This is a genomic window from Streptomyces olivochromogenes, assembly GCF_021538895.1.
Taxonomy (GTDB): domain Bacteria; phylum Actinomycetota; class Actinomycetes; order Streptomycetales; family Streptomycetaceae; genus Streptomyces; species Streptomyces olivochromogenes_A.
In genome coordinates, this window is the sequence record NZ_JADDRL010000152.1 from 1 (window position 1) to 20,019 (window position 20,019).

A 20,019-nucleotide genomic window follows, 5' to 3' on the forward strand; every position below is an offset into this window, starting at 1 on the left:
GACGGGCACGCCGAGACGGCGGTCGTAGCACGGGGACCGGACCGGCAGGCCGGAGCGGTAGCCGTGGCGCGGGAACCCGGCAGGGCAGGCCGACACGACGCTCGTAGCGCGGGCCCCGGGCGGGCAGGCCTTCATGGTGGTCGTAGCACCTACGCTTCCGCCAGCGGCTCGGTCAGGGCTTCGTCGCGGTGTCTTGTCGGGGCTTCGGCTCCCGGGTCTGCCAGGGGCGCGGCGCGCTGCGCTCGCGGAGGTCGGCGATGGCCAGGGCCAGACCGGTCAGGACGAACCCCAGGGCGGTCAGCATGCCGAGCTGGAGCGCCCCGGTGTCGTGGCCGTGGTTGGCCAGATGGGCGAAGTACACCGCGCCGACGGCGGCGATACCGGCGGCCGACCCGACCCGTTGCCCCGTCTGCAGCACCCCTCCGGCGGCGCCGGCGCGCCGCACCGGGACGCGGGCGAGGGTGAGCGTGGTGTTCGGGGACACGGTCAGGCCGGAGCCCACACCGGCGACGAGCAGGGGCAGCGCCGCCGCCCACCCCACGCCCTCGCCCGGCACCTGCCGTACCGCCAGGATCGTCCCGACCAGGCCCAGCGCCACGGCGCTCAGCCCGAGGACCACGAGACCGCGGCCGTACCGCAGGACGAGCCGGCCACCGGCCAGCGCGGCGACCGCCGAGCCGACCGCGAACGGCATCGCGGCCAGCCCCGCCGCGAGGGCGCTGTAGCCGAGGCTGTTCTGCAGGAACAAGGTGTACACGAAGAAGACCGAGGTGAACCCGGCGAAGTACACGAGGCTCAGCAGCGCGCCGAGCGAGAACGACCGGCGGGCGAACAGCCGCAGGTCCACCAGCGGCCCCCGGCGCTGCCGCAGCTGCCGCCGCTCCCAGGCCCAGAACGCGACCAGGAGCAGCAGGCCCACGGGGATCAGCGCCCACTTGTCGCGCCCGGACCACTGCTGTTCCTGTACCAGGGGCAGCATCAGCGCGAGGGCGCCGGAGCCGAGCAGCAGGACGCCGGGCACGTCGAACCCCTCCCGCGCGCCCCGGGGCGGGGCGTGCGGCAGCAGCCGCAGCGCGGCCGCGAACACCGCGACGCCGATGGGCAGGTTGACGTAGAACACCCAGCGCCAGCTGCCGGACGCCTCGATCAGGATGCCGCCCGCGAGCGGGCCGACCGCCGTGGAGACGGCGACGACGCTGCCGAACATGGCGAACGCCCGGGCGCGCTCGGTGCCCTGGAACATCTGCTGGATCAGCCCCGATCCCTGGGGCGCGATCATGCCGCCCGCCACGCCCTGGAGCAGCCGGAACACCACCAGCCACCCGGAGGACGGGGCCAGCCCGCACGCCGCCGAGGCCAGCGTGAACAGCGCGACGCCGGTGAGGAAGGTCTGCCTGCGGCCCCGCAGGTCGCCCAGCCGTCCCGCCGGCACGAGGACCAGGCCGTAGGTGAGGGCGTAGCCGGAGACCACCCACGACAGATCGGCCTGCGGGGCGTGCAGTCGGTGTTCCATCGACGGCAGCGCCACGTTGACGATCGACGTGTCGAGCAGGGTCATGAAGCCCGCGGTCAGACACACCGCGAGCGCCTTCCAGCGGCGCTCGTCGGCGACCGGCGCCGTGGAGCGGGCCTCGACCGTGGTCATGGGGCGTGGATCGTGTCGGTGGGCATGCGCTCGCCTTCCTGTGCAGTCCTGCGCCCACGGTAGGAACGGACGCCGTGGCGCGCTCGTCGTCCCGCGGCGCGGTGGTCGGCCGTCCGCTCCTCGACAGCACCTCGTCGGGCCCCTGTCGGGCCCCTGTCGGGCCCCTGTCGGGCCCCTGTCGGGCCCTTGTCCGCCCGCGCCGACCGGGCTCCGGGCCGGGCTGACAAGTCGGCCTGTCGTATTGGTTCTTCCGGGTGGCGATGCCGGCCGTCGACTGTTTGGATAGCGGCACTTGCCAACGAATTCGGGCGGCATCATCATCTGACGCACGCACAGATTCCGAGTACGGACAGGCGGCAGCATGGCGCAGGAGACCCAGCCGGGCAGGGTGGTCGCGGGCCGGTTCCGCCTGGACGAGGTGCTGGCGCGCGGCGGGTACGGAATCGTCTGGAAGGCCCGCGACCAGATGCTGGGCCTGGACGTGGCGGTCAAGGAGGTCTACCTCCCGCCGGCGACCTCGCCCAAGGAGCACGCCCGCCGGCTGGTTCGCGCCGAACGCGAGGCCCGCAACGCCGCCGCCCTGCGCGACCACCCGCACATCGTCGCCGTGCACGACATGGTCACCGAGGACGACAAGCCGTGGATGGTGATGCGGCTGGTCGCCGGGCACTCGCTGGAACAGCACCTCGCCGGCGAGGGCCCGTTACCCGAGGCGACCGCGATCGACGCCGCCCGGTGCCTCCTGGACGCGCTGCGGGCCGCGCACACCGCGGGCATCGTCCACCGGGACGTCAAGCCCGCGAACGTGATGGTGGCCGACGACGGCTCCTTCCTCCTCACCGACTTCGGCATCGCCGTCCACTCCACCGACACCTCCCTCACCACCACGGGCGACCTCGTCGGTTCCCTGGAGTACGTCGCGCCGGAACGCGCCCACGGCGGTGACGACGAGCCGGCCGGCGACCTCTTCTCGCTCGGCGCGACGCTCTACCAGGCAGTCGAGGACGTCTCCCCGTTCCGCCGCGACAACCCGACGGCGACGATCGTCGCGCTGCTGACCGAGCCGCCCCCGCGGCCGCGGCGGGCGGGCCGGCTGGAACTCCTCATCACCGCGCTCCTGGAGAAGGACCCCGCCCGACGTCCCACTGTTGCCCAGGCGCTCCTGATGCTCGACGACCCGTCGACCTGGACCTCCGAGCAGGTACGAGGGAAAGACGCGTCGAGCGCGTCGCAGCTGCCTCCCGAGGCCACGCCGCCCGCGAACGGGTCGAGCGCGCGGAAGGCCACCCCGGCGGCCACGCCGGCCACCGGCGGGTCGAGCGGGTCGAAGGCCTCCACCGCGGCCACGCGGTCCAAGGGAGCGTCGAGCGCGCCGAAGCAGCCGACGGCCAGGGCCACGGTCGCCACCCGCAAACCGGCCGGGGCGGCACAAGGCAGCGGCAACAACGGCAATGGCAACGGCAACGGCAACAACAGCAACGGCAGCGCCGCGGCCGCGCTGCTGGTGATCGTCGCCGCCGTCGCCGTCTTCCTGGCCGTGCACGAGACCAAGAAGGACGACGCGAACGCCTCCGGCTCGTCGACCACCGTCGGTACGGCCACCTACGACCCGTACACCCCCAGATCGACGGAGCCGGACCCGATCACCACCACCGAGGCCACGCCCACCACCCCCGCGAACGCCGGGTGCTCCGAAGCCATCGACGCCATGGAGAACCAGTTCGACCTGATGCCCTCGCCCATGACCACCGCCGACCGGCCGACCGTCGCCGGGCGCTTCCGGGACATGGCCTCGGACCTGGACTCCGCCGCGGAGGAGGCGACCGACGGGAGCGTGGAATCCGCGATCCGTGCCCTGGCCGCGGACGCCAGGGCACTGTCGGACTCCGAAACGGCGCCGGGGTTCTCCGGCTACGACACCGCCTCGGACGCGATGACCGACGACCTGGAGGAACTGAAGACGACCTGCGCGGCCGCGGCCACGGCCGCGTAGGGGAGCCGCCCCGCCAGGTGTCCCCGCATCCCCGGCCGCGCTCCGCGCGCCGTCAGGCCGCCCCCGCCCCCGCGTCCAGCAGCCACGCGTACGCCGTGCGTGCCGTGAACTCCGCCTGTCCGCCGCGCAGGAGCAGCCCCGCCGTGGCGAACTCCGGGGCGTCGGCCTGCGCGGCGACGTACGGAACGGCGACGCACCGCATTCCGGCCGCGTGGGCGGCGGCCGCCCCCGGTGCCGCGTCCTCCACGACCACGCAGTCCGCCGGGGCCGCCCCGAGGCGGCGCGCCGCCTCCAGGAACACGTCGGGCGCGGGCTTGCCGCGGGCCACCTCGTCGGCCGACACGACCGTGCGCAGGTGGGTGTCCAGGCCCGTGCCCGCCAGGATCGCCTCGATGGCCGCGGGGGAGGAGCCCGAGGCCACGGCCACCGGGACGCCCTCGGCGACGAGCAGTTCCACGAACGTCCGCATCTCGGGGTACACGGGCGTGCGGGCGCGGGCGAGTTCCAGATAGTGCCGGTTCGTCGCGTCGAGCAGTTCGTCCACGGGGGCGCTCAAGCCGTAGCGCCGCTTCCAGAGCACGACCGTCTCGTGGGTGCTGACCCCGACATAGCTCTCGTGGTCCGCCCAGGTGAAGTCCGGGACGCCGTGGTCGGCCAGCGTCCGGCGGCCCGCCTCGTAGTAGTTCGGCTCGCTGTCCACGAGGGTGCCGTCGAGATCGAAGATGACCGCGATGCCGCCGAGGGTGCCCATGGCGTCCAGCATGCCAACCGCTAGGCGCGGGCCGCCGTCCGCCCCACCGACTCCACCAGCGGCAGCAGCCGGTGCGGGACGCGCTCGCGCAGGGCCACCTCCGTGCGGGTGCGCACCACGCCCGGCAGGCTGATCAGCTTCTGGATCACGTCCTCCAGGTGGGCGTTGTCCCGCGCCACGACCCGGGTCAGCAGATCGCCGCCGCCGGTGATCGAGAAGGCCTCGACGATCTCCGGTACGGCGGCCAGCGCGTCGCCGACGTCGTCCAGGTGGCCCTGGGTGACCTCGATGTGCACGAAGGCGAGCACCGGGTGGCCGAGCGCGGCGGGGGAGAGCGAGGGGCCCGTTCCGGTGATCACACCGTCCCGCTCCAGGCGGTCGAGGCGGGCCTGGAGGGTGCCGCGGGCGACACCGAGGATCCGGGCGTACTCACGCACGCTGGTGCGCGGCTGCTCCAGCAGCAGCCGCAGGATGCGGGTGTCGAGCTCGTCCACGGCCATGGTGCTCCGGCCTCCTCGCCTGGTCGATCAAGGTCGACTGTACCAATGGCTCAGCCGGGCGCAGCCCGGATGTGCCGTCCGACCTGGTCCGTTGGCTCTCGCGCGGACGACGCAGCGGGCTTGGTGCTGTGCCAATGGTTCTGTGATTCAGTCGGCACTTGAGCCAGTGGGCGTCGGGATGCTCTCATGGACGTGTCGATGGCGCTGCGGATCCCGCGGCGCCTTTTTCATGCCGTTGTGCGAGAGGGGCGGGAAGCAGTGCTGAAGAGGGTGTTCGTGGCTCCGGATCCGGGGCGGCTGCGGCTGCGCTTCGCCGCGCGGGCCGTCCTCGGCATCGGGGCGGCCGTGCTCGTCTGCGGCCTGGCCGGACACTCCCTCGTGGGCGCCGTCGCCGGCGGGCTCGCCGCGCTGCTCGCCCTGTTCACCGTCACCGACCCGACCGTGCGCGGGCAGGCGGTCACCACCGCGCTGCTGCCCGCCGTGGGTGTTCCGGTCCTCGCCGTGGCGGCGGAGCTGCACGACCACCCCGTGGCCCGGGACCTCGCGTTCCTCGCCGTGGTCGGCGCCGGCGTGTACGCGCGGCGTTGGGGGCCGCGCGGCCACAGCCTCGGCGTGTTCGCCTTCATGACCTTCTTCGTCGCGCAGTTCCTGCACGCCACCGCCGGGCAGCTGCCGGAGCTGTACGCCGCCGTCCTGCTGTCCGTGGCCACCGCGGCGGCGGTCCGTTTCGGACTGTGGTGCTACGAGCGCCGCTTGCCGGTGCCGTCCCTGCCCGCCCCGCCCGGCGGCACGGGCCTGGCCCGGGTGACCACCCGGCAGGCCGTCCAGGCGACCGCGGGCGCGGGTTTCGCCCTCGTGGTGGGCCAGCTGGTCTCCGGACAGCGCTGGTACTGGGCCGTCGGCGCCACCTGGTGGGTCTTCGTGAACACCGCCTCGCGCGGCGAGACGCTGGTGCGCGGCTTCCGCCGGGTGCTCGGCACCTTCATCGGCATCGGTCTGGGCCTGCTCGTCGCCGTCCCGGTGAACGGGGCACCGGTCCCCACGGCCGTCCTCGTCGCCGTGGCCGTCTTCGGCATCTTCTACTCGGCCGCCGTGTCGTACACCTGGATGATGCTCTGCGTGACGCTGCTCGCCGAACTGCTCTACGGCCTCCTCGGCGTCCTGAGCCCCGGTCTGCTCGCCGTGCGGCTCGCGGAGACCGGTGTCGGCGCCCTCGGGGCCGTCCTGGCCGTGCTCCTGCTGCTGCCCGTCACCACCCACACCACCACCGACGCCTGGATCCAGCGGGCCCTGCGCTGCGTCCACGCGTGCACCGCCGAGGCCGGTTCGCGGACGGCCGACGCGGCGCCGCGCGTGGCCGAACTGGAGCAGCTGCTCGGCCGGGTACGGCTCTCGGTCGCCCCGCTCGTACACCCGCTGAACCCGATGCGGGCCCGCAAGCGGCGCGCCCGCCGCGTCCTGGCCCTCCTCGACGACTGCGCCCGCGAGATCCGCGGCCTCGTCGCCGTCGCCGCCGACCCGGAGGCCTCGCACGACGCCCGCCTGGTCGCGGCCTGCCGGCGGGTGGAGGCGGCCGTCGAGGCGCTCACCGAGGGCGGCGACGGACACCCCGCCTGCCCGGTCGAGCCGCCCGTGGAGCCCGCGCTGGCCCACCTGCACGGCCTGGAGCGCGCCCTGGCCGCCCTCGCGGAGCCGCTGCGCACGCCGTCGGGCTCCCGACTGGTGGGTGCCTGAGGCCCCGCCCTCATCACGCGGCGCCATGCGGCAGAGCTTGGTCTAGACCGCGCTTGATCGACTGCTACCGTCAGCCCCGGACCGGCTCCGACCGAGAGGGGACAGCGGTGGCAGACGACAGCAGGCGGCGGAGGGCGTTCATCGGGTCGTTCACGGCGGCCGGCGGGCCAGGCCTCGTCATGGCGGCCGTCCAGCCGCACAGCGGCGCGCTGACCCTGATCGCCGGTCTCAACGGCGTCCCCGACCCGTCCTACCTGGCCCTGTCGCCGCGCGGGGACCGGCTGTACGCGGTCAGCGAGACGGCCGACGGCGCGGTGGCCGCGTACCGCGTCGCGGGCGACAAACTGGAGCTCGCCGGGCCGCCCGTGCCGGTCGGGGCCAGCGGGCCCACGCACCTCAGCCTGCACGCCGGACACGTCCTGACCGCCAACTACGGCTCCGGCAGCGTCACCGCCGTGCCGGTACGTGCCGACGGAACCCTCGGGCCCGCCAGGTCCGGGCTGCTCCAGCACGCCGGCTCGGGCCCGCACGAGCGCCGCCAGCGCGGCCCGCACGCCCACCAGGTCCAGCCCGACCCCAGCGGCCGCTGGGTGGTCAGCGTGGACCTCGGTACCGACTCGGTACGGGTGTGCACGCTGGACAGGGGCGCCCCGGTGGTGCACCGCGAGATCGCGCTGCGGCCCGGCTCGGGCCCCCGGCACCTCGCCTTCCACCCGGAGGGCTCGTACGCCTACGTCGTCAACGAACTCACCCCGACCGTCACCGTGTGCCGCTGGGACGCCGAGAACGGTTCCCTGAAGCCGCTGACCGAGACGCCGGTCCTGCCCGGCGCCCCGGCCGGCGACGCGTACCCCTCCGGCATCGCCGTCTCGCCCGACGGCCGCTTCGTGTGGACCGCGACCCGCGGCGAGGACGTCCTGTCCGTGTTCGCCGTCGAGGGGCAGGGCCAGGGGCTGCGGCTGACCGGCACGGTGCCCTGCGGCGGCCACTGGCCGCGCGCCCTGGCCGAGTGCGGCGGTTTCCTCTACGCGGCCAACGAGCGCTCCGGGAACGTCACCTGGTTCGCCGTGGACCGGGCGACCGGGCTGCCGTGCTACGACGGCTCGGTGGACGTGCCGGCCGCCTCCTGCGTGGTCCTGGGCTGACCGCCCCGCAGCCTCCTGCGCCGAGCCTGCCGGGCACGGCGCAGGGCCCGCTCCCTTGTCGGGAGCGGGCCCTGCGTCGTACGGGTGCCGTGGGGCGTCAGCGCACCGGGGTGCCCTGCTGCTGCGGCGGGGCGATGCCGAGCGCCGTCGTGTACTTGGAGAGGGCCAGCTTGCCGATCGCCGGGTAGGCGCCGAGCGGCTCGGCGGTGGCGCAGCCGACCTCGGCGGCGGCCGCCGCCAGCAGACCCGGGTCGATCTCGGGCCCTATCAGGTACGGCGCCAGCGCCAGCTGCTGCGAGCCGGAGGAGCGCAGCTGCTCGGCGACGGAGGCGATCGAACCCTCCTGGTCCAGAGCCGCGGACATCACCGGCACGGCGAGGCGCGCGGCGAGCAGCATGCCGGTGATCCCGGCGGCCTGCACGGCCTCGTCGCCACCGACGGAGGCGAGGATGATGCCGTCCGCGGCGGTGGCCACGGTGAACAGACGGGCGCGGTCGGCGCGCGCGAGACTCGCCTCGGACAGACGCACGTGCAGCGCCTCGGCGAGCAGCGGGTGCGGGCCGAGGACGTCGGTCAGGTCGGCGGCGATCCGGCTGTCCATCACGGCCTGGCGGACCCGGCGCAGCAGCGCGCTGTCCGGACCGGCCAGCAGCGGCACGACGACGGCGACCGGGCCGTCGGGCTCCTTGACCTCGACACCGGCGGCGATGGCCTGCTCGTAGCGGGCCGTGCGCTCGTCCGCGGCGTGCGTGAGGACGGACTGGAGGGTGGGGAATTCCGCGTCGTCCCCGTCGAGGTACCCGATCCGGGCGTCCAGGCCGGGCAGCTCGGAGCGGGCGATGCTCACGACCTCCTCGGCGAGGCCGCGCGTGGCGGTGCTGGGCGTGCCTGGCACCGCGAGAACGAGCGCGGGCGCGCCCTCGGGAGCCACCAGCGGTTCGGGGCGGCGGTGCCGTCCGGGCTGGCGGGGTCGCGGCATTCGTACTGGCAGGCCGGACGCGGGCCCAGTGGGGGAGCTCATGGCGCCGCATGTTACTGGCTTCTTGGGCTCCCCTGTTCGGGGAGGGTGCAGGTGAGCGGTATCCGTCCGGTTTTGTCTGATGAGTTACGTACGCATGTCAAGTGATCGGGGCACTTGCCGGACACTTACTCCGGCAATGGGATCAATCACCTTTTGTGCTCACCACGTAGAGCATCGTCTTTTCACCCGGCAGGGTGAGCCTCCCGGCCGCCAGCTCGGTGGCCAGCCGCAGGGCGCCGTGCAGCGGATCGCCCTCGGCCGGCACCCGGCGCGCGTGCGGGAGTCGGCGCGCCAACTCCTCGCCCAGGGGTACGAGGAGCGGGTCACCCATCCCGAACAGGCCCCCGGTGAGCGCGATGCGGGGCTCTCCCGCCGCAGGGCACACGGCCGCGGCGGACTCGGCCATGTGCCGGGCGGCGTCGCGCAGGATGCCGGCCGCGACCGGGTCGTCCGCCGCGCGGGCGGCCACCCGGGGCGCGAAGGAGGCGAGGACGGCGGGGCGGTCGGAGCGCGGGTAGAGCAGGCCGGGAAGACCCGTGATCGGCCCGAATTGTTCTTCGGCGCAGGCCAGCAGCCGGACGGAGCCGCCGTCCCGTCCGTCGTGCGCGCGCAGGGCCGCCTCCAGGCCGGCCCGCCCGATCCAGGCGCCGCTGCCGCAGTCGCCCAGCAGGTGTCCCCAGCCGTCGGCCCGCCGCCAGCGCGTGAGATCGGTGCCGATCGCGATCAGCCCCGTACCGGCGGCGACCACGGCACCGGGGCGCGGCCCGAGGGCGCCGATGTACGCGGTGACGGCGTCGGCGGCCAGCGCGACGGCGCGCACGCCCAGCTCCCGGGCCAGGGCGCCGGGCAGTTCGGCGCGCAGCGCGTCGCCCAGGGTGGCGAACCCGGCGGCCCCGACGACCACGGTGTCCAGCCGGTCCACCCCGGCCTCGGCGGTCAACGCATGTGCCATCGGCAGGAGTTGCTCCAGCAGATGCCCGGGGTCGATCCCCCGCGCACCGGTCCGCACCGGCTCCCGCGACGAGCGCGGCGCCGACGGCTCCCGCCCGGGAACGCCGACCGTGGCCCGGAGGCCGGAGCCGCCCGAGTCGACGGCCAGGACACCGGTCACGGCCCCCGCGTCACCCGGCACGGCGCCCGCCCGACCGGTCACGGCAGACGCCAGTCGACCGGCTGACCTTCCTGCTGGATCAGGAGGTCGTTGGCCCGGCTGAACGGGCGCGAGCCGAAGAATCCGCGGTCGGCCGACATCGGTGAGGGATGGGAGGACTCCACCGACGGCAGACTGCCCAGGAGCGGACGCAGATTGCGGGCGTCACGCCCCCAGAGAATGGACACCAGCGGCTTGCCGCGCCCGGCCAGCGCGCGGATGGCCTGTTCGGTGACCTCCTCCCAACCCTTGCCGCGGTGTGCGCCCGGACTGCGCGGGGCCGTGGTGAGCGCCCTGTTGAGCAGCAGGACGCCCTGCTGCGTCCACGGGGTCAGGTCGCCGTTGGACGGCTGGGGCAGGCCCAGGTCGGTGTTCAGCTCCCGGAAGATGTTGATGAGGCTGGGCGGCAGCGGGCGGACCTCCGGCGCGACCGAGAAGGACAGCCCCACCGCGTGCCCCGGGGTCGGATACGGGTCCTGGCCGACGATCAGGACGCGTACGTCGTCGAAGGGCTGCTGGAAGGCCCGCAGGACGTTCGCCCCGGCCGGGAGGTAGGTGCGCCCGGCGGCGATCTCCGCGCGCAGGAAGTCGCCCATCGAGGCGATGCCCGCGGCGACGGGTTCCAGGGCCTTCGCCCAGCCCGGTTCGAGGATTTCATGCAAGGGTCGTGGTGCCACGGGCGTCACCCTACTGCCGTACGCGGCCCGACGATCAAGCGGTGGACCCGGGCCGACCGAGGATGACCGAACCGTCGACTCGTATGACCGGAACCTTCCTTCCTGTCGGCTGCCCCTTCGTTCCCGCCCCACGCCCCTTCCACCGGGCCGTGGGCCTCAGGCGACGACCGCGGCGCGCACGCACAGCACGTCCGGCAGATGGGAGGCCAACTGCCGCCAGCTGTCGCCGTCGTCGTGCGAGGCGTACACCTCGCCGTTGCGGTTGCCGAAGTAGACGCCCGCCGGATCGGCGTCGTCCGTGCAGAGCGCGTCGCGCAGCACCGTGCCGTAGTGGTCCTCCGTCGGCAGCCCGGCCGTCAGCGGATCCCAGGTCTTGCCCGCGTCCGCCGTGCGGAAGACACGGCAGCGATGGCCGGCGGGCACCCGGTCGGCGTCCGCGTTGATCGGGAAGACGTAGGCCGTGTCCGCGCGATGGGGGTGGGCGGCCGCAGCGAAGCCGAAGGTGGACGGCAGTCCCTCGCCGATGTCGGTCCACCGCGCGCCGGCGTCGTCACTGCGGTAGACCCCCCAGTGGTTCTGGAGATAGAGCCGGTCGGGGACGACTCCGTCCTGGGCGATCTTGTGGACGCACTGGCCGAATTCCGGGTCCGGATCGGGCAGGAACACCGCGGAGACACCGGAGTTGGACGGGTTCCAGCTCGCACCGCCGTCCGTGGTGCGGAACACCCCGGCCGTGGACACGGCGACGGTGACCGCCCGGGGGTCGCGCCGGTCGGTGACGACGGTGTGCAGCCCCTCACCGCCGCCGCCCGGCACCCACTGCGACCGGGTGGGGTGTTCCCACAGGGACCGGACGAGTTCGAAGCTCTCCCCGCGGTCCTCGGACCGGTACAGGGCGGCCGGTTCCGTGCCCGCGTACACCACCTCCGGCTCCGCTGCGGCCGGGTGCAGCTGCCAGACCCGCTCCAGCGAAGCGCCGGTGTCCTTGGGGAACTTGACGGCCGGCCGGGACGGTTCGGTCCAGGTGCGGCCCAGGTCGTCGGAGTGGAACACCGACGGGCCCCAGTGCGCGCTGTCGCCGCCCGCCAGCAGCCGTGGGATCTCGCCGCGGGTGTCGATCGCAACGGAGTAGATGGCCTGTGCGTTGAAGCAGGGACTCTCGTCGAACTCCCAGGCGCCACCTCGCCGCCGCCCGATGAACAGGCCCTTTCGGGTACCCACGGCGAGCAGAACCTCGGTCATGCCGACCACCTCCGGGACGTCTTTGTCACAGGTAGTTTTCAGACATCGGCCAGTCTGCACCCCGGCACTGACAGTCGTCCCCAGCCGTTACGTCACCGCAGGTCAGAGCGGTGGCGTCGGGGCACGGCCGAGAACGGCGGGTTCCGTTGCGGCAGAAACCCGCGCGAGCGGCGCGCGCTGTGCGACCGTCGGGTGGGGAGCTCGACGTGAGCAACGAGCGGCCGTCTCCCGTATGGGAGGGCGGTCCGGCCTGTCCGTGCGCTCGTGAGGAGGATGCCGTTGAAGGCGTTCCGTGGTCCGAAGGTCTGGCTGTGGCGCTGGCGGCGCAACCCGCTCAAGCGCCGTGCCGACGTGGTGGAGGCGTGGGTGCTGCTCGGCGCCTGGCTGGTCACCGTCGTGACCGGGGTGGTCGCCGGTCTCGTGGCGAGCCGCTCGGTGGAGCACGGGCTGGCCCGGGAGCGTGTCGAATGGCATCCGGTCGTGGCCCAGGTCGCTCAGAAGGCGCCGGGATCGGCCACGTCCGGCTCCGGCGTCGGGCAGGTGTGGACGAAGGTGCGCTGGACCCTGACCGACGGCTCGTCGCACACCGGGCAGGCCCGGGTCGCGCCCGGCAGCAAGGCCGGTACCCCGATCACGGTCTGGACGGACCCCAGGGGCCACCTCGTCACCCGCCCCGTCACCGCCGCCCAGGCCCACCGCCGCGCCAACCTGATAGGCGGACTCGCCGGCGTGAGCACGGCGGCGGTCCCCTTCATCACCGGCCTGGCCGTGCGCGGCCGCCTGGAACGCCACCGCATGGACCACTGGGACGCGGAGTGGGCCCGCTTCGGACCACAGTGGGGCCGCACGACGGGGTGACAGCGCGCACGCGTGCGCGTGGCGGTGGTGTCGGCTCCGAGCCGCACCGATGCCACGCGACCGGTGTCCCCGCGTCGTGTCGCTACACCTCCGCCAGCACGCCCCTGCACATCCGCAGCAGCCGCTCGTCCTTCGGGATGTCGTGGCTGCCGTAGCCGCCCGGGCGGGCGGTGTGGCGGCGCGGGGACGTGAGTTCCTTCTCCAGCAGGTTCCACAGGGGCATGCCCGCCGCGCCCATCTCGGACAGGCACTCGGCGATCTTGACGCGGGTGCGGCGGTTCTCGGCCCAGGCGGCGCGGAACACCGGCACGACGGGTTCCGCCTCGCCGCCGATGCGCCACAGGGCACAGGCCGCCGACGTCCGCTCCCCGACCTGGTCGGAGGCGGCCATCCGGCGCAGGCCCGGTAACGCGGCGCGGGCGGCGGGCCCGAGGCGGGCGAGTTCCTCTGCGGCCTGACGGCGCATCGCCCGGTCACCGGCCAACTCCCCGACCAGCACGGGCAGTACGGCGGCGGCGTCCCCCTCCACCGACCACAGGGCACCGGCCGCCGCGGCCGCGTACCGCGTGCCGAGCAGCAGCTCCCGCAGGACCGGAACGGCCGCCCGCGCGGCCGGCCCGAACGCGTCCACGGTCCGGACGGCGTGGCCCACGAGGGTGTCCCCGGGGCCGGGACGGCCGGGCGCGGCGCGCAGGAGGCGCAGTACCTCCGGCAGGGACTCGGCGTCGGCGAGGGCCCTGAGCGCCGACAGCAGAGGAACGGCACGGCCGGCCGTCTCCGGTGAGCCGAGGGGCACCTGGCCGAGCCTGCGCCGCAGCGCGGGCGCGAGAGGTGCCGCGGCCGGCCCCAGATGGACGATCACGCGTCCCAGGTCGTCGGGCACGACGGGCCCCGCCAGCACCCCGGCCAGAGCCGGCACCGCCCGTGGATCCCCGCTCCTGGCCAGGGCCTTGAGGGGCCCGCCCAGCGTCGGCGCCCCCCGCTCCCACCGGTGCACCCGCAGCCCGGGGCGCGCGGCCAGCAGCGCGTGCAGGTCGTCCGCGGCCGGTGCGGCCAGTTCGAACAGCTCGGACAGGACGGAGACCGCGGCCTCCCGTAACTGGTCCTGTTCGGCGCGTAATTGGGCGCCGATCAGCGCGACCGGCTGCCGGTGGTCGCCGCGCCACTCCCGGAACAGCCCGGCCGACATCCACACGGCATTGCACCGGTCGATCGGGTCCGGGCTGGTCAACTGCCCGGTGAGCAGGGCGCTCCGGTCCGCGATCCGGCCGCCCAGCGCGGTGTGCACGGTGCGCAGCAGGTGCGAGCCCTCCTCGTCCGAGGGCCGCAGCCGCCGTATCCGCCCGACCAGTGTGTCCTCGGCGGGCCGGTCCGGTCCGCCGGACCGGTGCTCGGACCGCTCCCTGAGCAGCCGGACGACGGTCGCGACGAGCTCGGCCGGGACACGGTCGGGCGCGCCGAGCGCGAGCTGCCCGATCGCCGCGAGCCGGAGTCCGGGATCGTACGGCGGAGCGGTCTGCGCGGACAGCACATCCACGGCCCTGGCCGAGTGCGCGGGATGGCGCCGCACGAACAGGCCCAGGCCCTCGGTCAGGGCGAGCAGCACCCGGTCGTCCCGCTCGACCGTGATCCGCTGCCGCAACAGCCCGAGCACACGGGCCGGTTCGTCCAGGAACCGCACCAGTGCAGCGGGCGCCGCACGCCGCACCCCGGGGTCCCGGTCCCCGGCCAGTGCGACGAAGGTCTCCGCGCCCGCGCGCACCGCGGCGTGCGCGCGGACACTGCCTCCGCCGACGCTCTCCTCACCGATGCTGACCAGCAGCTCGACTATGCCGCCCCGTTCGGGCACCTCCTCGCGGGCCAGCAGCCGGAACAGAAACGGAACGCAGGCCAGCGTGGAGTCGTACACGTTCCCCTGGTGGTGCACCGAGCCGTACATCCCGTCGAGCGCGACGCCGCGCTCCGCAGGGTCCGCGGAGGCGAGTCCCCGCAGCAGTCCGGGCACGTCCCGCGCACTGCCGTAGGCATGCCGCAGCGAAGCCCAGTCGACCTCGTCGATCCCCGTGAACACGTTGTCCTCCCCAGGCGAGTGCCACCTGATCGCGAGTGTGCACCACGGCACTGACAACGAAGCGGAATCGAGCGACGACTGTGTGCGATCCGTCGGCTGTCACCGGCCACGCACCGTGTGCCCGGACGGAGGGATCAGTTCCCGCCGGGCAGCGCCCGCTCCAGGATCGCGTCGAGGCCGGCCGTGCCGGGCAGGGTGCCGAAGGCGTACCCCCAGTCGCCGCCCAGCCGGGAGGCGCAGAAGGCGTCGGCGACCGCGGACGGAGCGTGCCGGACCAGGAGGGAGGCCTGGAGCGCCAGGGCCATCCGCTCCACGAGCCGGCGGGCGCCCAGCTGATCGGTTTCGGCCAATCCGTCCTTCAGGGCGGTGACGGCCGCATCGAGCCGCGCGTCCGCCCCTCGCGCCAGGGCGAGTTCGGCGAACAGGGCCTCCGCGGCGCCGGGCTCCCGGGCCAGCGCCCGGAGCACGTCTAGCGCGTTGACGTTGCCCGAGCCCTCCCAGATCGACAGCAGCGGGGCCTCCCGGTAGTGGCGCGGCATGCCCGAGTCCTCCACGTAGCCGTTGCCGCCCAGGCACTCCAGGGCCTCCGCGGTGAAGGCCGGTCCCCGCTTGGTCACCCAGTACTTGCCGACGGCGGTCGCGATGCGCCGGAAGGCCTGTTCCCCGGCGTCCCCGCGCACCGCGCGGTCGGCGGCCCCGGCCAGCCGCAGGGTGAGCGTCGTCGCGGCCTCGGACTCCAGCGCGAGATCGGCCAGGACGTTGCGCATCAGCGGCTGGTCGATCAGGCGCGCGCCGAACGCGCTGCGATGGCGCGCATGGTGGCCCGCCTCGACGAGCGTCTTGCGCATCAGCGCCGCCGACATCATCACGCAGTCCAGCCGGGTGCAGTTGACCATCTCGATGATCGTCTTCACGCCCCGGCCCTCGGGCCCGACCAGCCAGGCCACGGTCCCGTCGAACTCGGGCTCGGAGGAGGCGTTGGAGCGGTTGCCCAGCTTGTCCTTCAGCCGCTGGATGCGGAAGGTGTTGCGGCTGCCGTCGGGCAGGACGCGCGGCACCAGGAAGCAGGACAGGCCGCCCGGAGCCTGCGCCAGCACCAGGAAGACGTCGCACATCGGGGCCGACGTGAACCACTTGTGCCCCCGCAGTGTGTACACGCCGGGTTCGGCGGTGGGCGTGGCCGCGGTGGTGTTCGTACGGACGTCGGAGCCGCCCTGCTTCTCGGTCATGCCCATCCCGGCCAGCAGGCCGCGCTTCTCGGTGGGCACCCGCAGCCCGGGCTCGTACTCCCGGCTCGTCAGCAGTGGTTCGTAGACCTTGGCGAGCTCCGGCTGGGTGCGCAGGGCGGGGACGGCCGCGTACGTCATCGACGTGGGACAGCCGTGCCCGGCCTCGGTGTGCCCCCACACCAACCCGCCCGCGCTGCGCACGACATGGGCGCCGGGGCGGTCGTCCGCCCAGGGGGAGCCCGCCAGGCCCGCGGCGACCGCGGACCGCATGAGGTGGTGCCAGCTGGGGTGGAACTCGACCTCGTCGATCCGGTGTCCGTAGCGGTCGTGCGTGCGCAGCACCGGTTCGTGCCGGTCGGCCTGCTCGGACCACTCCTGCGCCTCGGCGCTCCCGGCGCGCAGTCCGAGCCGCCTGATCCCCTCCTCGGCCCAGCCGGCGCCCTCGCGGCGCAGCCCCTCCAGCAGGGCCGCGTCCTCGGAGGCGTCGTAGGGGGCCAGGGGAGAGGCCTGGTTGATGACGTCGTGGGTGGCGTGCTGCGGCTGGGGCGGCAACGGCGCGGGTATCGAGACCATGACGCCATGTTGCACCTTCCGTGCGGTCGTAGCAATGATGCAACAAGAAGGCGCACGTACAGTACGTGACCATGCGGATGAACGTGTCAGTGCCGTCCGGCGAGGTCGACCCGCGGCCGCTGTCCGCGCGGTCGGTCGTGCTGAGCCTGCTGCTGGGCACGCACCCGCCCGAGCTCCCGGTCAAGGACCTGGTCCGGCTGGTGGAGCCCTTCGGGGTCGGCGGCTCCACACTGCGGGCCGCCCTCAGCCGGATGGTGGCCGCCGGTGACCTGCGGCGCACGGACGCCGTCTACGGGCTCAGCGACCGGCTGCTGGCCCGCCAGCGCCGCCAGGACGACGCGGTGCACCCCCGCACGCGCGCGTGGAGCGGCGACTGGGAGATGGTCGTCATCACGGCGACCGGCCGGGGCCCCGCCGAACGCGCCGACCTGCGCGCCCGGTTGGCCGCGCTGCGCCTGGCCGAACTCCGCGAGGGCGTCTGGCTGCGCCCCGCCAACCTCGGCCGGCCCCTTCCGACCGACCTGGAGCGCGTGGCCCAGACCTACACCGCCCGCCCCGACCTCCCCCCGGACGAGTTGCTCGGCCGGCTGTGGCCGCTCGACACCTGGGCCGCCACCGCCCGTTCCCTGCTCGCGTCCATTGCCGAGGCGGACCGCCCGGCCGACCGCCTCACCGCCTTCGCCGCGGTCGTACGCCATCTGCTCGCCGACCCCGTACTGCCCCCCGAACTCCTCCCGCCCGACTGGCCGGGCCGGACGCTGCGGGCCGCGTACGCGGACTACCAGCGCGAGATCACCGGGTCGGTGTGGCGGCAGGAAACCGACGCGTAGCGTGTCGATCGGCCCGGTGGGACGGTGCCGCGCTGCCAGTGCCTGTGCGGCAGTCGCATGCTGTCGCTGTCGCTGTCGCTGTCGCTGTCGCTGTCGCTGTCGCCGTCGCTGTCGTGCGGAGCGGCCGTCCCCTTCCGCTCGGTCGTCTCCCGCTCGGTGGCCGTCCAGTCGGCCAGCAGGTGGAGCGCCTCGTCGGAGGGGGAGCCGGGTTCCGCGGTGTAGCCGAGCAGAGTCAGACCGGTGGCACCGGTGTCCAGCGCCTCGTAGCGGAGGGTGAGGTGGGCGGCCCAGCGGGTACGGAACTCCGTGCTGTGGGTGGCCAGGTCGCCGACGAGCCCGGTGACCGCCCGGGAGTGGGGCGAGCCTGGTCGGGGGCGATCTTCGCTCGGCGGGTCATCAGAAAGTCCCTGATGTCCTGGGCGATCTCCATGACGCCAGGCTAGGCTCGTTCCCGCCGCCGACGCAGGGGCTGCTGGTACCCCCCATCGGCAGCGTCTCCCACGCCCGTGCCAACCCCCAGTGTGGAGGGTGTCGCTCGCACCGACCGGTCGAGTGCGCCACGACGACACCAGGGAGCGACCGATGGAAGCCATCACCTTCCCCAACGGCCCGATCATCATGGCCGGCCACCTCCACCTCCCGCCGGACTTCGATCCCGGGCACGGCCACGCCGCGATCGTCACCGTCCATCCGGGCGGCGGCGTCAAGGAGCAGACGGCCGGCCTCTACGCGGGCAAACTGGCCGAACAGGGCTTCGTCACGCTCGCCTACGACGCCTCCCACCAGGGCGAGAGCGGCGGCGAGCCGCGCTTCCTCGAAGACCCGGCGGCCCGGGTCGAGGACGTCCGCGCCGCCGTCGATCACCTCCAGACGCTCGGTTACGTCGCCCCCGAACGCATCGGTGTCCTCGGCATCTGCGCCGGTGGCGGCTACGCCGTCAACGCCACGATGACCGACCACCGCATCAAGGCGGTCGGCACGGTCAGCTGCCTCAACATCGGCACCGGCTACCGCCAGGGCTGGTACGGCACCGACCCCGCCTCCGCCGCGGTCCCGGCCCTGGAGGCGGCCGCCCGGCAGCGCACCGCCGAGACCCAGGGCGCCGAGCCCGCCTACCTCCCGTACGTCCCGTGGGAGCCGGACGAGGACACCCCGCGCGATCTCGTGGAGGCGCACGACTACTACCTCACGCCGCGCGCCCAGCACCCCCACGCACGGAACAAGAAGCTCTTCGCCAGGAGCCTGTCCAAGATCTTCGCGTTCGACGCCTTCCATCTGGTCGAGGACCTGCTGACCCAGCCGATCCTCATGGTGGCCGGCAGCGAGGCGGGCTCACTGTGGCACTCCACCGGGCTGCACGCCCGCGTACGCGGTCCGAAGCGGCTCGTGGTCGTCGACGGCGGCACCCACATGGATTTCTACGACGTCCCCAAGTACGTCGACCGCGCCGTCGAGGAGGCGGCCCCCTTCTTCACCGACCACCTCGCCGCCGGGAGCACTCCCCAGGCCTGAGGGCCCGCCCGCGACCGGACGACAGCCCCTGCTGCGGACACGCTCAACGGCACGATCCGTACGGCCGGTTGACAAGGGTGGCCCTTCAGGACCGGTGGTACTGCTCCGGCACCCGCACCGCGCCCCCGAGCTGCCGTGCCGCGTGCCGGGCCCACGACGGGTTGCGCAGCAGCTCCCGGCCCAGCAGCACCGCGTCGGCCTCGCCGTTGGCCACGATCTTGGCCGCCTGCTCGGCCTCGGTGATCAGGCCGACGGCGGCGACCGGCATGCGCGTCTCGGCCTTCACCCGGGCGGCGAAGGGTACTTGGTAGCCGGGGCCGGTCGGGATGCGGACGCCCGAGGCGTTGCCGCCGGTGGAGACGTCGAGCAGGTCGACGCCGTGGGTGTGCAGCTCGCCGGCGAAGCGGACCGTGTCGTCGGGGGTCCAGCCGCCGTCCTCCAGCCAGTCGGTCGCGGAGATGCGGAAGAACAGCGGCTTGTCGTCCGGCCACACCTTCCGTACGGCGTCGACGACTTCGAGGGCGAAGCGGGTGCGGTTCTCGTACGAGCCGCCGTAGGCGTCGGTGCGGTGGTTGGAGTGCGGGGAGAGGAACTCGTTGATCAGATAGCCTGGGCGCCGTGGATCTCGGCGATCTCGAACCCGGCGTCGAGCGCCCGCCGGGCGGCGGCCGCGAACTGGCCGACAATCTCCTGGATCTGATCCACCGTCAGTTCGTCGGGTTGGGGGTGCCGGTCGTCGAACGCGACCGGGCTCGGCGCCAGCGACTGCCAGCCGTATTCGTCCGGACCGAGTGGCGCGCCGCCCTTCCAGGGCCGGTCCGTGGCGGCCTTGCGGCCGGCGTGCGCGAATCTCATCAAGTATCGTTCCACCCATGACATCTGGGAGTGTGCGGCGACTGCCGCGCAGGGGAGGGCTCAGGGTCGTCGGGGCGAAGCGGCTGAGCCGCCATACCGACGCCACAACGTCGCCCGAAGTGCAAGAGGAAATGATCATTGCGGCCCAAGAGCGCGTGGGCGGCGCATTCGTCGGCTGGGCGACTGATCTGGATCTCTCAGCGCTGAAGACGACACCATGGGAGCGTCCAGAG

16 protein-coding genes and 1 pseudogene are annotated in these 20,019 nt (G+C 73.9%); 7 read left to right on the plus strand and 10 right to left on the minus strand.

Annotation, left to right across the window (positions count from 1 at the left end):
- Positions 1 to 172: 172 nt before the first annotated feature.
- On the minus strand, positions 173 to 1,645 hold the full coding sequence (locus IPZ69_RS42030; RefSeq protein ID WP_235460102.1) for an MFS transporter: 1,473 nt from the start codon (positions 1,643 to 1,645) through the stop codon (positions 173 to 175).
- 361 nt (positions 1,646 to 2,006) lie between these two features.
- Between IPZ69_RS42030 and IPZ69_RS42035 the strand changes: the two genes are divergently transcribed.
- Complete coding sequence (locus IPZ69_RS42035; protein ID WP_235460104.1) at positions 2,007 to 3,638, plus strand: serine/threonine-protein kinase; 1,632 nt, start codon at positions 2,007 to 2,009, stop codon at positions 3,636 to 3,638.
- Positions 3,639 to 3,690: 52 nt separating this feature from the next.
- On the opposite strand, the gene IPZ69_RS42040 is transcribed toward IPZ69_RS42035, so the two are convergent.
- Together IPZ69_RS42040 and IPZ69_RS42045 are read right to left on the minus strand one after the other, a co-directional pair.
- Entirely contained in the window at positions 3,691 to 4,389 is a 699-nt protein-coding gene (locus tag IPZ69_RS42040) for an HAD family hydrolase (protein ID WP_235460106.1), read from the minus strand.
- Positions 4,390 to 4,409: 20 nt separating this feature from the next.
- Positions 4,410 to 4,889, minus strand: a complete 480-nt coding sequence (locus IPZ69_RS42045) for an Lrp/AsnC family transcriptional regulator (RefSeq protein WP_235460108.1) — start codon at positions 4,887 to 4,889, stop codon at positions 4,410 to 4,412.
- A gap of 258 nt (positions 4,890 to 5,147) precedes the next feature.
- On the opposite strand from IPZ69_RS42045, the gene IPZ69_RS42050 reads away from it, so the two are divergent.
- Both IPZ69_RS42050 and IPZ69_RS42055 read left to right on the plus strand, forming a co-directional pair.
- Positions 5,148 to 6,623, plus strand: coding sequence for an FUSC family protein (locus tag IPZ69_RS42050; protein ID WP_235460111.1), 1,476 nt, complete (start codon positions 5,148 to 5,150; stop codon positions 6,621 to 6,623).
- A 107-nt stretch (positions 6,624 to 6,730) separates the two neighbouring features.
- Complete coding sequence (locus IPZ69_RS42055; RefSeq protein ID WP_235460113.1) at positions 6,731 to 7,768, plus strand: lactonase family protein; 1,038 nt, start codon at positions 6,731 to 6,733, stop codon at positions 7,766 to 7,768.
- A gap of 97 nt (positions 7,769 to 7,865) precedes the next feature.
- On the opposite strand, the gene IPZ69_RS42060 is transcribed toward IPZ69_RS42055, so the two are convergent.
- The 4 genes from IPZ69_RS42060 to IPZ69_RS42075 form a co-directional block, all read right to left on the minus strand.
- Positions 7,866 to 8,789 (minus strand): sirohydrochlorin chelatase, encoded by a 924-nt coding sequence (locus IPZ69_RS42060; protein WP_235460114.1) that lies wholly within the window; start codon positions 8,787 to 8,789, stop codon positions 7,866 to 7,868.
- Between the two features lie 142 nt (positions 8,790 to 8,931).
- A complete protein-coding gene (locus IPZ69_RS42065; RefSeq protein ID WP_235460115.1) occupies positions 8,932 to 9,942 on the minus strand; it encodes an N-acetylglucosamine kinase in 1,011 nt (336 codons plus the stop codon).
- Positions 9,939 to 10,616: a uracil-DNA glycosylase gene (locus IPZ69_RS42070; RefSeq protein ID WP_235460116.1), complete on the minus strand. Its 678-nt coding sequence runs from the start codon at positions 10,614 to 10,616 to the stop codon at positions 9,939 to 9,941. Before IPZ69_RS42070 ends, IPZ69_RS42065 begins: the two co-directional genes overlap by 4 nt.
- Positions 10,617 to 10,772: 156 nt before the next feature.
- Entirely contained in the window at positions 10,773 to 11,858 is a 1,086-nt protein-coding gene (locus tag IPZ69_RS42075; protein ID WP_235460117.1) for a WD40/YVTN/BNR-like repeat-containing protein, read from the minus strand.
- A 273-nt stretch (positions 11,859 to 12,131) separates the two neighbouring features.
- Between IPZ69_RS42075 and IPZ69_RS42080 the strand changes: the two genes are divergently transcribed.
- The gene (locus tag IPZ69_RS42080) at positions 12,132 to 12,716 is read left to right on the plus strand and encodes an Rv1733c family protein (RefSeq protein WP_235460118.1); all 585 of its coding nucleotides are present in this window, start codon (positions 12,132 to 12,134) and stop codon (positions 12,714 to 12,716) included.
- 82 nt (positions 12,717 to 12,798) lie between these two features.
- Here the strand turns inward: IPZ69_RS42080 and IPZ69_RS42085 are convergent, their stop codons facing one another.
- Entirely contained in the window at positions 12,799 to 14,787 is a 1,989-nt protein-coding gene (locus IPZ69_RS42085; protein ID WP_235460119.1) for a HEAT repeat domain-containing protein, read from the minus strand.
- Positions 14,788 to 14,921: 134 nt separating this feature from the next.
- A complete protein-coding gene (locus IPZ69_RS42090) occupies positions 14,922 to 16,589 on the minus strand; it encodes an acyl-CoA dehydrogenase family protein (protein WP_235460120.1) in 1,668 nt (555 codons plus the stop codon).
- Positions 16,590 to 16,660: 71 nt separating this feature from the next.
- On the opposite strand from IPZ69_RS42090, the gene IPZ69_RS42095 reads away from it, so the two are divergent.
- The 3 genes from IPZ69_RS42095 to IPZ69_RS42110 all read left to right on the plus strand — a co-directional run bounded on the left by IPZ69_RS42095 (position 16,661) and on the right by IPZ69_RS42110 (position 18,931).
- Complete coding sequence (locus IPZ69_RS42095) at positions 16,661 to 17,419, plus strand: PaaX family transcriptional regulator C-terminal domain-containing protein (protein WP_235460121.1); 759 nt, start codon at positions 16,661 to 16,663, stop codon at positions 17,417 to 17,419.
- Positions 17,420 to 17,476: 57 nt separating this feature from the next.
- Entirely contained in the window at positions 17,477 to 17,641 is a 165-nt protein-coding gene (locus IPZ69_RS42100) for a hypothetical protein (RefSeq protein WP_235460123.1), read from the plus strand.
- 360 nt (positions 17,642 to 18,001) lie between these two features.
- A complete protein-coding gene (locus tag IPZ69_RS42110; RefSeq protein ID WP_235460122.1) occupies positions 18,002 to 18,931 on the plus strand; it encodes an alpha/beta hydrolase in 930 nt (309 codons plus the stop codon).
- Between the two features lie 85 nt (positions 18,932 to 19,016).
- On the opposite strand, the pseudogene IPZ69_RS42115 reads toward IPZ69_RS42110, so the two are convergent.
- Positions 19,017 to 19,786: pseudogene (locus IPZ69_RS42115) on the minus strand (oxidoreductase); the annotation flags it as partial.
- Between the last annotated feature and the right edge of the window lie 233 nt (positions 19,787 to 20,019).